General features: G+C 55.3%; 14 protein-coding genes. 1 reads left to right on the plus strand and 13 read right to left on the minus strand.

Going from position 1 to position 14,555, the window contains the following annotated elements; genetic code table 11:
• Positions 1-135: 135 nt before the first annotated feature.
• The 10 genes from dacA to leuS form a co-directional block, all read right to left on the minus strand.
• A complete protein-coding gene (gene dacA, locus J2125_RS17775) occupies positions 136-1,347 on the minus strand; it encodes a D-alanyl-D-alanine carboxypeptidase DacA (protein ID WP_026111454.1) in 1,212 nt (403 codons plus the stop codon).
• A gap of 147 nt (positions 1,348-1,494) precedes the next feature.
• Positions 1,495-2,613, minus strand: coding sequence for an endolytic peptidoglycan transglycosylase RlpA (gene rlpA / locus J2125_RS17780; protein ID WP_017799270.1), 1,119 nt, complete (start codon positions 2,611-2,613; stop codon positions 1,495-1,497).
• A 10-nt stretch (positions 2,614-2,623) separates the two neighbouring features.
• Entirely contained in the window at positions 2,624-3,736 is a 1,113-nt protein-coding gene (mrdB, locus tag J2125_RS17785) for a peptidoglycan glycosyltransferase MrdB (protein WP_017799269.1), read from the minus strand.
• A gap of 8 nt (positions 3,737-3,744) precedes the next feature.
• Positions 3,745-5,649 (minus strand): peptidoglycan DD-transpeptidase MrdA, encoded by a 1,905-nt coding sequence (gene mrdA, locus J2125_RS17790; RefSeq protein WP_017799268.1) that lies wholly within the window; start codon positions 5,647-5,649, stop codon positions 3,745-3,747.
• 34 nt (positions 5,650-5,683) lie between these two features.
• Positions 5,684-6,154: a 23S rRNA (pseudouridine(1915)-N(3))-methyltransferase RlmH gene (gene rlmH, locus J2125_RS17795; RefSeq protein ID WP_017799267.1), complete on the minus strand. Its 471-nt coding sequence runs from the start codon at positions 6,152-6,154 to the stop codon at positions 5,684-5,686.
• A 3-nt stretch (positions 6,155-6,157) separates the two neighbouring features.
• Positions 6,158-6,475, minus strand: coding sequence for a ribosome silencing factor (gene rsfS, locus J2125_RS17800; RefSeq protein ID WP_017799266.1), 318 nt, complete (start codon positions 6,473-6,475; stop codon positions 6,158-6,160).
• Between the two features lie 132 nt (positions 6,476-6,607).
• Positions 6,608-7,261, minus strand: coding sequence for a nicotinate-nucleotide adenylyltransferase (gene nadD, locus J2125_RS17805; protein WP_017799265.1), 654 nt, complete (start codon positions 7,259-7,261; stop codon positions 6,608-6,610).
• Positions 7,254-8,285, minus strand: coding sequence for a DNA polymerase III subunit delta (gene holA, locus J2125_RS17810; protein ID WP_017799264.1), 1,032 nt, complete (start codon positions 8,283-8,285; stop codon positions 7,254-7,256). The genes nadD and holA overlap by 8 nt, the downstream gene beginning before the upstream one ends.
• Positions 8,282-8,887 (minus strand): LPS assembly lipoprotein LptE, encoded by a 606-nt coding sequence (gene lptE / locus J2125_RS17815; RefSeq protein WP_017799263.1) that lies wholly within the window; start codon positions 8,885-8,887, stop codon positions 8,282-8,284. The genes holA and lptE overlap by 4 nt, the downstream gene beginning before the upstream one ends.
• 14 nt (positions 8,888-8,901) lie before the next feature.
• Entirely contained in the window at positions 8,902-11,484 is a 2,583-nt protein-coding gene (gene leuS, locus J2125_RS17820; RefSeq protein ID WP_026111453.1) for a leucine--tRNA ligase, read from the minus strand.
• 254 nt (positions 11,485-11,738) lie between these two features.
• On the opposite strand from leuS, the gene J2125_RS17825 reads away from it, so the two are divergent.
• Positions 11,739-12,221, plus strand: a complete 483-nt coding sequence (locus J2125_RS17825) for a zinc ribbon-containing protein (RefSeq protein ID WP_017799261.1) — start codon at positions 11,739-11,741, stop codon at positions 12,219-12,221.
• 86 nt (positions 12,222-12,307) lie between these two features.
• On the opposite strand, the gene J2125_RS17830 is transcribed toward J2125_RS17825, so the two are convergent.
• The 3 genes from J2125_RS17830 to J2125_RS17840 are packed head-to-tail and all read right to left on the minus strand — an operon-like array spanning position 12,308 to position 14,448.
• On the minus strand, positions 12,308-13,033 hold the full coding sequence (locus tag J2125_RS17830) for an amino acid ABC transporter ATP-binding protein (RefSeq protein ID WP_017799260.1): 726 nt from the start codon (positions 13,031-13,033) through the stop codon (positions 12,308-12,310).
• Positions 13,034-13,708, minus strand: coding sequence for a glutamate/aspartate ABC transporter permease GltK (gene gltK, locus J2125_RS17835; protein WP_026111452.1), 675 nt, complete (start codon positions 13,706-13,708; stop codon positions 13,034-13,036). It abuts the gene before it with no gap.
• Positions 13,708-14,448 carry an amino acid ABC transporter permease gene (locus J2125_RS17840; RefSeq protein ID WP_209499512.1) on the minus strand — a complete coding sequence of 247 codons (741 nt, stop codon included), beginning with the start codon at positions 14,446-14,448 and terminating at the stop codon, positions 13,708-13,710. The genes gltK and J2125_RS17840 overlap by 1 nt, the downstream gene beginning before the upstream one ends.
• Positions 14,449-14,555 lie beyond the last annotated feature (107 nt).

Genomic DNA, 14,555 nt, shown 5'->3' on the forward strand with positions numbered 1-14,555 from the left:
ATAATCAGCGCGGGCGGCGTAAACGCCGCCCCTACGGATGATGATGGTGTTTTGTAGAGGCGGCGTAAACGCCGCCTCTACGGATGATGATAATGTTTTGTAGGGGCGGCGTTCTCGCCGCCCAAAACCGTCATATTAGCCAAACCAGTGATGGAACATCAGTTTGATGTAATCCACGATGCGGCCAAAGAAGTTGCCTTCCTGCACTTCGTTCAGCACCACCAGCGGGCGCTGGTCAATGGTTTTGCCATCCAGCTGGAAGTTGATGCTGCCAACCACCTGGTTTTTCTGCAGTGGGGCGTGCAGTTCGGTGTTGGTCAGCACATAGCTGGCTTTCAGATCTTTCATGCGGCCACGTGGAATGGTCAGATAAGCATCTTTCTCCACGCCCAGCATGACGCGATCGCTGTTACCAAACCAGACTGGCTCAGAAGCAAACTCTTTACCGGCTTTCAGTGGCGCGACGGTTTCAAAGAAACGGAAGCCCCAGGTCAGCAGTTTTTTGCTCTCGGTTTCGCGACCTTTATAGGTATGGCCGCCCATTACCGCCGAGATCAAACGCATCTGACCTTCAGTCGCCGACGCCACCAGATTGTAACCTGCCGCATTGGTGTGGCCGGTTTTGATGCCATCTACGGTCAGGCTGGTGTCCCACAGCAGGCCGTTACGGTTCATCTGACGGATATTGTTAAAGGTAAACTCTTTCTCTTTATAGACCGCGTACTCTTCCGGCACATCACGGATCAGCGCCTGACCGATCAACGCCATATCGCGCGCTGAACTGAACTGGCCTTCCGCATCGAGACCATGCACCGTCTGGAAGTGAGTATTTTGCAGGCCCAGCGCTTTAACATAGTTGTTCATCAGGCCAACAAACGCGTCCTGGCTGCCGGCGACATAATCGGCCATCGCCACACAGGCATCGTTACCCGATTGCAGCACGATACCGCGCGTCAGCTGGGAAACCGGCACCCGATCGCCTGGCTTCAGGAACATCAGCGAGGAGCCTTTGAACACCGGGTTGCCCGTTGCCCAGGCATCCTGACCCACGGTGACCATATCTTCCTGATGGATTTTGCCTGCCTTTACCGCCTGACCGATCACATAACTGGTCATCATTTTGGTCAGACTGGCCGGGTCACGACGGGCGTCAGCATTTTTTTCCGCCAGCACCTTACCTGAGTTGAAGTCGATCAGGACATAGGCTTCCGCATCGATATCCGGCACGCCAGGAATCATGGTTTTCAGATTAACATCTTCGGCATGGGCGAAGGTGGTGATGCTGAGCGCGATCAGTGAACCCACTGTCAGGCGTTTGAGAAAACGAGAAGGTGTCTGAGTGTTCATGTTTGGGACAACAACATCCGTGGAGTTAAGTTAAAAAAGTGACTCACTATAGCAAATGCATATTTTACAGGCACCCGACTTTGCGCCTCACTTGTTAACAGACGTTACATTACCGTCTGTTAACCAGCGGGTCGGGCACGCGCAGCATTACATTCCGCCAGGTGCGACTGTGATAAATGATTGCTGCTGAGCTTCGGCGGACAGGCGTTGCTGCAGCGCAGCGGCCTGTTGGCGATTACTGAATGGACCTAACTGTACGCGATACACATTGCCGCTGGCGGCAACGTTAGCGGGTACGCTAAAGCGCTGGCTCAGCGACTGCGCCCAGGTGCGTGCACGTGCGCCATCGCTGAGTGCGCCGACCTGCACCACATAACCGGAACCTGAAGCAATGGCTCGGGCGCCAGAGTGAGCGACCGGCGCAGCGGCCGCGGCGGCTGGCGTCGGCTGGCTTACCGCCGGTTGCGGCTCATTGCCTTCCAGCACGCCAGAACGCAGTGGCGTCGGTGCGCCAAGGAATCCGCCGCTACGGACCGGCGCGCCCATCGTGTCATCGCTGCTCAATGTCTGGTTGTCCACCGGCAGGCTGTTATCTTCTGGCTGGGCTACCGGTTGTGACTGCGGCTGGCTGGCAGCCGTCGCGGCAGCGCCACCCATTACCGTCATGCCACCAGCAATATCCGGGCGGGAAGGCAGAGCGTAGCTCTGTTTGGCTACCGTGGTGCCAACGGTGCCCGGACCAGACAGCGAACCATCCGGCGCGACCTTAATATAATCGACGCGGACTTTGGTATTATTGGAAATATTCAGACGTTCACCCGCCGCGCGTGACAGATCGATAATCCGTCCTGGCGTGTAGGGGCCGCGATCGTTAACCCGCACCACAATCTGGCGACCATTGGCCATATTGGTGACGCGCACATAACTCGGTAGCGGCAGGGTGGGATGCGCGGCGGTCAGGGCATTGGGATCAAAGGTTTCACCGATCGCCGTCTGATTGCCGCCCGCTTCATCGCCATACCAGGTGGCCAGCCCGGTTTCGCTGAAGTTCGACGGATCTTTTACGATGCGGTAAGTCTTGCCATTGACCGCGTAATCCTGACTGGTGCCGGGATTGATCGGTTCATAGCGCGGTTCGACGCCGCCAATTTCCACCACCGGACCGCTATACGCCGGTTGCTGGGGGGCGGGTGACTGCTGTTGCTCAGTGGTACAGGCCGCCAGAAGCAGTGATACCGCGCCAATCCAAAGCCAATCCTTACGCATGTGAAGCCTCTTAAACGCTTTTTGACAACATTTTTCGATGAGTATGGATCGACATCACAATGCCAAATCCGGCCATAAGTACTATCAGGGCGGAGCCACCGTAACTGACCAGCGGCAAAGGTACGCCAACTACCGGTAAGATACCACTAACCATGCCAATGTTAACAAAAACATAGACAAACAGAATCAGCATTAAGCCACCGGCCATCACGCGGCCAAAGGTAGTTTGCGCACGTGCGGCGATCATCAGCCCGCGCATAATCAGCACCAGATACAGCACCAGCAGAATCAGCACCCCGACCAGTCCCAGCTCCTCCGCCAGCACCGCAAAGATAAAGTCGGTGTGGCGTTCGGGCAGAAACTCCAGCTGTGACTGGGTGCCATGCAGCCAGCCTTTGCCGCGCAGGCCGCCGGAACCAATGGCGATCTTCGACTGAATAATATGGTAGCCCGCGCCGAGCGGATCGCTTTCCGGATCAAGCAGCATCATTACACGGTCGCGCTGATAGTCGTGCATCAGGAAGAACCACAGGATCGGAATAAAGGCCGCCACCAGCAGCACCGCGACGCCAATCAGCTTCCAGCTCATCCCTGACAGGAACAGCACAAACAGACCTGAGGCGGCAATCAGAATTGACGTGCCGAGATCGGGCTGTGCCGCCACCAGCAGGGTCGGCATAAAGATCAGGATTAACGCGATGCCGGTATTTTTCAGTGAGGGCGGACACACATCGCGGTTAATAAAGCGCGCCACCATCAGCGGTACGGCAATTTTGGCAATCTCTGATGGCTGAAAACGCACAAAACCGAGATCGAGCCAGCGCTGCGCTCCTTTACTGATCTGACCAAAGACATCGACCGCCACCAGCAACAGCACACAGACGATATACAGGTAGGGCGCCCAGCCTTCATAGACCCGCGGCGGCACCTGCGCCATCACAATCATAATGATCAGGCCCATCACAATCTGACCGATCTTGCGCTCCATCATGCCAGGATCCTGGCCGCTGGCGCTCCACATCACTAACGCACTGTAAGCCAGCAGACCGGTGATAATCACCAGGAAGATCGGGTCGATATGCAGTTTTGTCCAGATGGTGCGCTTTTGCGGGCTATCGTTCATTGACATGATTACTCGCCCTCATAGCCGGATGGCACCGGAGGCGCATCAGGCAGTACGGTATTGTTATCGCCCAGCATAATGTGGTCGAGGATCTGACGCATAATAGTGCCCACTGCCGGACCGGCGCCGCCGTTTTCCAGAATAATGGTCACCGCGACGCGTGGTTTATCGTAAGGCGCAAAAGCTGTCATCAGTTTATGGTCACGTAAACGTTCAGCAATTTTATGCGCGTTATAGGTTTCATTGGCTTTCAGGCCATAGACCTGGGCAGTACCGGATTTGGCGGCGATTTTATACGGCGCATCGGCAAAGCTTTTATGCGCGGTGCCGTTTGGCCGGTTAGCGACGCCATACATCCCATCTTTGGCAATTTCCCAGTAGCCGGAATGAATATCGCCAATCGGTGGATGATCTGCCTGTTTATAAGGCACCTGCACGTTGTTTTCACGGGTTGAGCGCAGCAAATGCGGGACTTTAACGATGCCGTCATTAATCAGCGTCATCATCGCTTTATTCATCTGTACCGGCGTGGCGGTCCAGTAGCCCTGACCAATGCCGACCGGAATAGTGTCGCCCTGATACCACGGCTTTTTAAAGCGTTTCATCTTCCAGTCGCGGGTCGGCATAATTCCGGCGTACTCTTCGGACAGATCGATACCGGTCAGATGGCCGTAACCAAATTTACTCATCCATTCGGCCAGGCGGTCGATACCCATATCGTAAGCCACCTGATAGAAGAAGGTATCCGCTGACTCTTCCAGCGATTTGGTGACGTTCAGGCGACCATGACCCCAGCGTTTCCAGTCACGATAGCGCTTTTCCGATCCCGGTAACTGCCACCAGCCGGGGTCAAACAGACTGGTGCTGCGGTTAATCACCCCGGCGCTAAGCGCCGACACCGCCACATAAGGTTTGACGGTGGACGCCGGCGGGTAAGTACCCTGGGTCGCACGGTTGATTAACGGACGATTTTCATCGTGCAGCAGGCGGTTGTAATCGCCGCTGGAGATACCGTCAACAAACAGATTCGGGTCATAGCTTGGCATCGACACCAGCGCCAGCAGCTCGCCGGTGCGCGGATCGCTGACCACAACCGCCGCGCGGCTGCCCGCCAGCAGGGTTTCAATATACTGCTGCAGGTGCAGGTCGATGGTCAGCGTGATATCTCGGCCAGCCTGCGGCGACTGCTCATGCAGCTGACGAATCACGCGGCCACGGTTATTGACTTCCACCTCTTCGTAGCCGGTTTTGCCATGCAGCAGATCTTCGTAATAGCGCTCAACGCCCAGCTTGCCGATATCGTGGGTCGCGGCATAGTTCGGCCATTTGCCCTCGCTATCGAGGCGCTCGACATCGCGGTCGTTGATTTTGGAGACGTAGCCGATGACATGGGTGAGGGCGGAGCCGTACGGGTAGTAACGGCGCTGATAGCCTTTTACTTCCACGCCCGGGAAACGGTACTGGTTCACCGCAAAACGCGCCACCTGCACATCATTCAGACCGGTTTTTACCGCAATGGAGGTGAAACGCCGCGAGCGTTTACGCTCTTTTTCAAAGGCGTCGATATCGTCATCGGTAAGATCGACCACCGGACGCAAATCTTGCAGTACCTGCTTGAGGTTATCGACTTTTTCCGGCACCAGTTCGACCTGATAGATGGTGCGGTTCAGCGCCAGCGGAATGCCGTTACGATCGTAAATAATGCCGCGGCTGGGGGCGACAGGAACCAGTTTGATACGGTTTTGATTGGAGCGGGTGCTGTAATCGTCAAAACGCAGAATCTGCAGGTGGTACAAATTGACCACCAGAATGCTGGAGAGAATCAGAATGCCAAAAAAAGCGACCAGCGCACGCCGCACAAAAAGCGATTGTTCGGCAGAGTAGTCACGAAAAGAGTTACGTTGTAATTTCATCCGCTGCTTATTGATATCCGGTCAGATCTTTCGGTTATTCACGATGATAAGGATGATTCGCGGTAATACTCCATGCGCGATACAGACTCTCAGCAACCAAAACGCGAACCAGCGGATGGGGCAGGGTCAGTGCCGAGAGCGACCAGCTCTGCTCAGCAGCAGCTTTGCAGGCGGGAGACAGCCCTTCCGGGCCGCCAATTAACAGGCTGACATCTCTTCCGTCGAGCTTCCAGCGTTCAAGCTGGGCGGCCAGCTGCGGGGTTTCCCACGGATGGCCAGGAATATCCAGGGTGACGATGCGGTTGCCTTTGCCGACCGCCGCCAGCATCGCCTCACCCTCTTTATCGAGGATGCGGGTGATGTCGGCATTTTTGCCACGCTTACCGGCGCTCACTTCCGTCAGCTCCAGTGGCATATCCCGGGGAAAACGGCGCAGGTATTCCATAAAGCCGGTTTGTACCCAGTCGGGCATTTTGGTGCCTACGGCGACAAGCTGCAGCTTCACGCATTAACCCCAGAGTTTTTCCAGCTCGTACAGGCGACGACTCTCTTCCTGCATCACATGAACAATCACTTCACCCAGGTCGACGACCACCCAGTCCGCGAGGGTCTGGCCTTCAACGCCCAGAGGGATCATGCCTGCGGCACGCGATTCCTGCACCACATGGTCAGCGATTGACATCACATGACGGGTTGAGGTGCCGGTACAGATGATCATGCAGTCGGTAATACTGGACTTGCCCTGAACATCCAGAGAAAGGATATCCTGACCTTTAAGATCATCAATCTTATCAATAACGAAGTCTTGGAGTGCTTTACCTTGCAAAAGGTTCCCCTCGGGTAGTTGTGTGTGACGGGTTATCTCATAATTACGCGTTTACTGGCGCGGATAACCGTTACAGGATTTATCTGCGGGCCATAGCCCTGAAAATTAGCGGCGAAGTATAGCATGCCCCCATCACTGAGAGTATAACCCTTCACGATTGATATATGCGGTTACTGCGGCAGGCAACAGGTCATCGCAGGACTGCCCGTGCTGGCGGCGCTGACGGATCTCTGTCGCTGAGATGGCCACCAGCGGCGTGTCGGCGAGGAAGATAAAGCCCGCAGGCTGGCGCTGTAGTGCGCTGGCATCCTGCGTCAGATGGGCATCGAGCCACTGCTGCTGCTGGTCGTTTTCCATCCGGGTCGCATAGCCCGGACGTTTGCATACCAGCAGATGACAGAGCGACAGCAGATCCTGCCAGCGATGCCACTTATGCAGGCTCAGCAGTGAATCCTGACCGATGATAAACGCCAGCGGCTGTTGATTGCCGCGCTCCTGGCGCAGTTCCGCCAGCGTGTCTGCTGTCCACGAGGGGGTACTGCGTTGCAGCTCGCGCTCATCAAGGCGGAACAGCGGCAGATCGGCAATCGCCAGTCTGACCATCGCCACGCGCTGCGCCGGGGAAGCTTCAGGTTGTGGACGATGCGGCGGCACATTGTTGGGCAGCAGCGTCACCTGCTGCAAACCCACCTGGCGCGCCAGCGCTTCAACCGGGCGTAAATGGCCGAAATGGATTGGATCAAAAGTGCCGCCAAACAGGGCGTGCAGCGCAGTCGTTTCAGACATCACAGAAGCTCTCAGGAAACGATTTATTACAGAGTAGCAGTGACAGGGTTTCCAGCTCAGCCCATAGCGTCTGGCCGTAATCCTGTTTCAGGGTCAGTTCGATACGGGTTAACAGTCGAATTGCCTGCAATAACTGGCGGGCATCGATACGTTGCAGCGCATCGCTAAACAGCGGACGGCGGTTCTGCCAGACGCGGTGCTGATCGAACAGCGTCCGCAGCGGTGTGCTGCGCATCTGACGCTGCAGGGTCAGCAACATCATCATATCGCGTTGCAGGGTGCGGATCATAATCACCGGCTCGCTCTCTTCCGCCTGCATCTGCCGCAAAATATGCAATGCACGTTTGCTTTTACCGGCCAGCAGCGCGTCAACCCAGTGAAACGGCGTAAAGTGCGCCGCATCATTCACCGCCTGTTCCACGCGCGGCAGCGTCAGCTTGCCATCCGGCCACAGCAGCGAGAGACGTTCCAGCGCCTGTGACAGCGCCAGCAGATTACCCTCATAGCAGTAGCAGAGCAGCTGATTAGCGGCATCGTCGAGGGTCAGCTTCATCGCTTTCGCCCGATTGACCACCCAGCGCGGCAGTTGCGCCTGTTCCGGCGTCACACAGGGAACCAGCACCGCGTTGCTGCTTAACGCTTTAAACCAGGCGCTGTTCTCCTGCGCTTTGGTCAGCTTGTTGCTGCGCAGCATCAGCAGAATATCGCTATGCAGTAACGTGGCGAGTTTGACCAGCTGTTCGCCCATTGCCGCATTGGGGCCATTTTCCGGCAGGATTAACAGTAACGTCTGACGACTGGCAAACAGGCTGAGTTCCTGGCAGGTACTGAAGATGGCATCCCAGTCGGTGCTGGCATCAAGGGTAACGCTGAAGTGTTCGCTAAACTGCTGCTGTTGCGCTGCGGCGCGCACCACGTCCTGACTTTCCTGCAGTAACAGCGGTTCATTGCCACAGAGCAGATAACAGGCGCGCAGCCCCTCTCGAAGCTGCGCGCTGAGTTGCTCAGGATAGATCCTGATCATTGGACGGAGGCGCTGCCCGATGTCGGCAGAGCTGCCGGTTCGGTACCGCTGACGGCTGGCGTCGCGGAATCGGCATCAGTGGCTGAGGCATCAAGGTTTTCCTGCGCCGCATGCACGCTTAACAGCTTACGCACCAGCTGCTGAGCGCCTTTTTCACGCATTTCCTGGCGAATAATCTCCTGTTCGGAGTCTTTTGCCAGCGCGGCCTGCGGGTTATCGAAGAATGAACGATAGACGGTGGCGCTGATTGGATAGATGCCTTTATTTGGCAACAGCACCTGAGCGCGTACGGTCATCATCATTGAATATTCGGCGGTAACGCCATTGCGGAACACGGACGCGGTATCACGGCCACTGCTTTCACCCAGCAGACGCAGTGACGGCACATCGGTGCGCAGCCCCGGATTATCAACAATCTCAACGTTGTTCAGACGTAACTGTTCACGCACTGTGCGCGTCAGCGGGCCATAAGGATCGTTGCTGTCGAGGATCAGTGTTTTCATTTCTGACGGCACCTGGGTGGTGCCGCTCAGATGAAAACCACAACCTGCGGTGACCAGCACCGCAAAGCCTAATAACAGAGTTAAAATCGGATGTCGCACACTTCCTCCTGAACTTAACCTACGACGAGGTTAAGCAGTTTGCCCGGGACGTAAATCACTTTACGAATGGTCACGCCGTCCAGATATTTCGCCACCAGATGCTCCTGCGCAGCCCGTGCCTGTACCTGCTCCTGCGTTGCATCTGCCGGAACCGTAATTTTACCACGTACTTTGCCATTAACCTGCACCACCACCAGCAGAGAATCCTCCACCATTGCAGCGTCTTCGGCCTGTGGCCATGGCGCATTGTCAACATCCTGCGTACCGCCCAGCGCCTGCCACAGGGTAAAGCTGGCGTGCGGCGTGAACGGATAGAGCATACGCACCACTGCCTGCAGCGCTTCCTGCATCAGCGCGCGATCCTGCTCGCTCTCCTGCGGCGCACGAGCCAGTTTGTTCATCAGTTCCATAATCGCCGCGATGGCGGTATTGAAGGTCTGACGACGGCCAATATCATCGGAAACTTTGGCGATGGTTTTATGCAGATCGCGACGCAGCGCTTTCTGATCGTCATCCAGGCTGGCGATATCCAGAGCGGCCACCGCGCCTTTTTCGGTATGATCAAACACCAGTTTCCAGACGCGTTTCAGGAAACGGTTAGCGCCTTCCACGCCAGATTCCTGCCACTCCAGCGTCATCTCTGCTGGTGAAGCGAACATCATAAACAGACGTACGGTATCCGCGCCGTAACGCTCAACCATCACCTGCGGATCAATGCCGTTGTTTTTCGACTTCGACATTTTGCTCATACCGGCATACACCAGCTCGTGACCGGCTTCATCGCTGGCTTTAACGATACGACCTTTCTCGTCGCGCTCAACCGTAACGTCAACCGGAGAAACCCAGTTACGCTCGCCGTTAACGCCAAGGAAGTAAAATGCATCGGCCAGTACCATGCCCTGGCACAGCAGGCGTTTGGCCGGCTCGTCAGAGTTGACCAGGCCAGCATCACGCAGCAGTTTGTGATAGAAGCGGAAATACATCAGGTGCATGATGGCGTGTTCAATACCACCCACATACTGATCGACCGGCAGCCAGTAGTTGGCCGCTGCCGGGTCCAGCATGCCTTTATCGTAATCCGGGCAGGTGTAACGCGCGTAGTACCAGGATGACTCCATAAAGGTGTCAAAGGTATCGGTTTCACGCAGCGCTGGCTGGCCGTTAACGGTGGTTTTCGCCCACTCCGGGTCAGCTTTAATCGGGCTGGTAATGCCGTCCATCACCACATCTTCCGGCAGGATCACCGGCAGCTGGTCTTCTGGCGTGGGCATGACGGTGCCATCTTCCAGCGTCACCATTGGGATTGGCGCGCCCCAGTAACGCTGACGGGAAACCCCCCAGTCGCGCAGACGGTAGTTCACTTTACGCTCGCCAACGCCTTTCTCTGCCAGCTGGCTGGCAATCGCGTTAAAGCCTTCTTCGTGCGACAGGCCGCTAAACTCACCGGAGTTAAACAGCGTACCTTTGTCGGTCATCGCCGCTAAGCTGACGTCCGGCTCGCTGCCATCCAGATTGAGGATCACCGGTTTAATCGTCAGGTGATATTTGGTGGCGAACTCCCAGTCGCGCTGGTCGTGCGCCGGTACCGCCATCACTGCGCCAGTACCGTATTCCATCAGCACAAAGTTAGCGACCCATACCGGCACTTTTTCGCCAGTCAGCGGATGGAGCGCGAACAGGCCGGTGGCCATGCCCTTTTTCTCCATGGTCGCCATCTCGGCTTCGGCAACTTTGGTATTACGGCATTCTGCTATAAAGTCTGCCAGCGCCGGGTTGCTGGCCGCCGCCTGCGCCGCCAGTGGGTGACCCGCCGCGACCGCCAGATAGGTGGCGCCGATAAAGGTGTCCGGACGCGTGGTATAAACGGTCAGCTTCTCTTCGCTGTCGACCACATTAAAGGTGATCTCCACCCCTTCAGAACGGCCAATCCAGTTACGCTGCATGGTTTTGACCTGCTCTGGCCAGTCTTCCAGCTTGTCGAGGTCGTTCAGCAGTTCATCAGCGTAGTCAGTGATTTTAACAAACCACTGTGGGATCGCTTTGCGCTCAACTTTGGTATCGCAGCGCCAGCAACAGCCGTCGATCACCTGTTCGTTAGCCAGTACCGTCATATCATGCGGGCACCAGTTAACCGCCGAGGTTTTCTTATAAACCAGGCCTTTTTTATACAGCTCAGTGAAGAACCACTGTTCCCAGCGATAGTACTCTGGCTGACAGGTAGCCAGCTCGCGGCTCCAGTCATAACCAAAACCCAGCAGCTTCAGCTGGTTCTTCATATAGTCGATATTGTCGTAGGTCCAGGGTGCTGGCGCGGTATTGTTTTTTACCGCGGCGCCTTCGGCCGGCAGACCAAATGCGTCCCAGCCAATCGGCTGCAGCACGTTTTTGCCCAGCATACGCTGGTAGCGAGCGATAACATCGCCAATGGTGTAGTTACGCACGTGGCCCATATGTAGGCGACCAGAAGGATAGGGCAGCATGGAGAGGCAGTAGTACTTCTCTTTGCCTTCCTCTTCAGTCACTTTAAAAGTCTGCTTCTCGTGCCAGTGAAGCTGAACGTGGGATTCTATCTCTTCCGGGCGGTATTGCTCTTGCATGGCTGCCAGTGGTCCTTAGTGAATAGCTCAATTATTAACTAATTTACTATTTTGATTAATCGACATCAGATCCGCATAGCATAGCTGATAAGCCTTCGCAGCAACAATAGTTAGCGTCCCGCTAAGCTGCTTTTCTCTGTAAGGCGGAATCCCGCTTGCAGAATTGGACGAATGTGGTGCGGTTAACCCGGCAAAACGCTGATAAGCGCTAGAATTAAAGAGGGATTATCTGTCAGCACAGCAAAGGAGAGAAAATGAACAAGCTTGCTCAGTACTATCGTGAGTTAGTGGCATCGTTAACCGAGCGGCTAAATCGTGGCGATCGCGATATCGACGCGCTGGTGGATAATGCGCGTCAGCGTCTGACTGCCAGCGGAGAGTTGACCCGTCATGAAGTGGACGAGGTATTGCGTGCGGTGAGGCGCGATCTGGAGGAGTTTGCCCGCAGCTACGGCGAGAATGAAGAAGATCTTAACGATAGCGTCTTTATGCGCGTGATCCGTGAAAGCGTATGGAAAGAGCTGGCGGATATTACCGATAAAAGCCAGCTGGAGTGGCGTGAGGTATTTCAGGATCTTAATCACCACGGCGTCTATCAGAGCGGTGAAGTGGTGGGTTTAGGCAATCTGGTGTGCGAAAAGTGCCATTTTATCCGCGCCATTTATACCCCGGAAACCTTAACCCGTTGCCCGGAGTGCGGTCACGACCAGTTTCAGCGTTTACCTTTTTCACCGTGATATGATTGAAACGGGCGGCGAGAACGCCGCCCCTACGGATTATGATTTTTTTGTAGCGGCGGCGTTCTCGCCGCCCGCCACCAGCATTAGTGCAGAATTTTTGCGAGGAAGTCTTTTGCACGTTCTGATTGCGGATTATTGAAGAACTCATCTTTCGAACGATCTTCGACGATTTTTCCTTCATCCATAAAGATCACGCGATTGGCCACTTTGCGCGCAAAGCCCATTTCGTGGGTTACCACCATCATGGTCATGCCTTCATTGGCCAGTTCGACCATCACGTCCAGCACTTCGTTGATCATTTCCGGGTCTAGCGCGGAAGTCGGTTCATCGAACAGCATCGCCACCGGATCCATACAGAGCGCGCGGGCAATCGCCACACGCTGCTGCTGACCGCCGGAGAGCTGACCCGGATGCTTATTGGCATGCGCCGCTAAGCCAACACGTTCCAGTAATTTCAGCCCTTTCTGGCGCGCCTCTTCTTTGTTGCGCTTCAGTACCTTGACCTGCGCCAGCGTCAGATTTTCGACAATCGACAGATGAGGGAACAGTTCAAAATGCTGGAACACCATACCGACTTTGGAACGCAGCTGCGCCAGGTTGGTTTTCTTATCGTTAACCTGGATACCGTTCACTTCGATGATGCCCTTCTGAATCGGCTCCAGACCATTGACGGTTTTAATCAGTGTCGATTTTCCTGAACCCGACGGGCCGCAAACCACTACCACTTCACCTTTTTTAACTTCGGTTGAGCAGTCGGTCAGCACCTGAAAGTGACCATACCACTTGGAAATATTTTTCAGGGTAATCATTTAAACTGTCCTTTTCTTTAAATAGCTGACCAGCATCGAAGCGGAAATACTGATAACAAAATAGACCAGACCGGCAAACAGAATCATCTCTACCTGGGTGCCATCGCGTTCGCCAATCGAGGAGGCGGTGCGGAAGAAGTCCGCGAGGCTCAGCACATACACCAGCGAGGTATCCTGGAACAGCACGATGCCCTGAGTCAGCAGCAGCGGCACCATGGCGCGAAACGCCTGCGGCAGCACAATGAGTTTCATCGACTGCCACTGCGTCATGCCCAGCGCCAGGGCGGCATTTCCCTGACCGCGGGAGATACTGAGGATACCGGCGCGAATGATTTCGGAATAATAGGCGGCTTCAAACAGTGAGAAGGCGATCATTGCCGAGATCAGACGAATATCGGTTTTCGGTGATAATCCCAGCACCTGCTGCAGGAAGCTTGGCACCACCAGATAGAACCACAGCAGCACCATCACTAATGGCACCGAGCGGAACAGGTTGACGTACAGGCGTGCGAACCAGCTGATCGGCTTAAAGGTCGACAGACGCATGACCGCCAGCAGCGTGCCCCAGATAATGCCAAACACTATCGCTGTCACGGTGATCTTCAGGGTGATAACCAGACCGTTAAGCAGATAGGGCATACTGGGAAGAATTGAACTCCAGTCAAACTCGTACATCATTTACTCCCCATATTTCCCGGTACGCGAACCTTACGTTCCACCAGACTCATAATCAGCATAATCACCAGGTTGATGGCCACATACGCCAGGGTGATGGCGGTAAAGGACTCATAGGCATGGGCGGAGTAATCCAGCAGCTTACCGGCTTGCGCCGCCATATCCACCAGACCGATAGTTGAGGCGATCGCGGAGTTTTTTACCAGATTAAGCATTTCCGAGGTCATCGGCGGCACGATGACGCGGTAAGCGTTGGGCAGCAGAACGTAACGGTAAGTTTGTGGCAGCGTCAGGCCCATTGCCAGTCCGGCATTTTTCTGGCCGCTCGGCAGCGACTGAATCGCCGCGCGCACCTGCTCGCAGACGCGGGCAGCGGTAAACAGACCAAGGCAGATAACCGAGGAGATAAAGAACTGAATATTGGGATCCAGCTCGGACTTAAACCACATGCCGAGATCGGCGCCAACCAGTTCCGGCGCGACCAGATACCAGAAAAAGAACTGCACAATCAGCGGAATATTACGGAACAGTTCAACGTAGCAGGTGCCGATAGTGGAGAGCAGGCGGTTGGGCACGGTGCGCAGAATGCCAAACAGCGAGCCAACAAAGAAGGCAATAATCCAGGCGGTAACCGAAACCAGAATGGTGGTCTGGAAGCCAGACCATAACCAGCCAAGGTAGGTGGTATTGCCGAATGGGGCGGACTCAAGAAAAATCCCCCAGTTCCAATCGATAGACATAAATAACTCCGGTAAAAAAGGGTAGCGAAGCTACCCTGAAGATTGGTGAGTGGCCCCCGAAAATGCAGTCTGGGGAACGACCATCCTGCATTTGTTACCCATCACGC

Origin of the sequence: Winslowiella toletana (assembly GCF_017875465.1) — a bacterium.
In the GTDB taxonomy this organism is placed as follows: domain Bacteria; phylum Pseudomonadota; class Gammaproteobacteria; order Enterobacterales; family Enterobacteriaceae; genus Erwinia; species Erwinia toletana.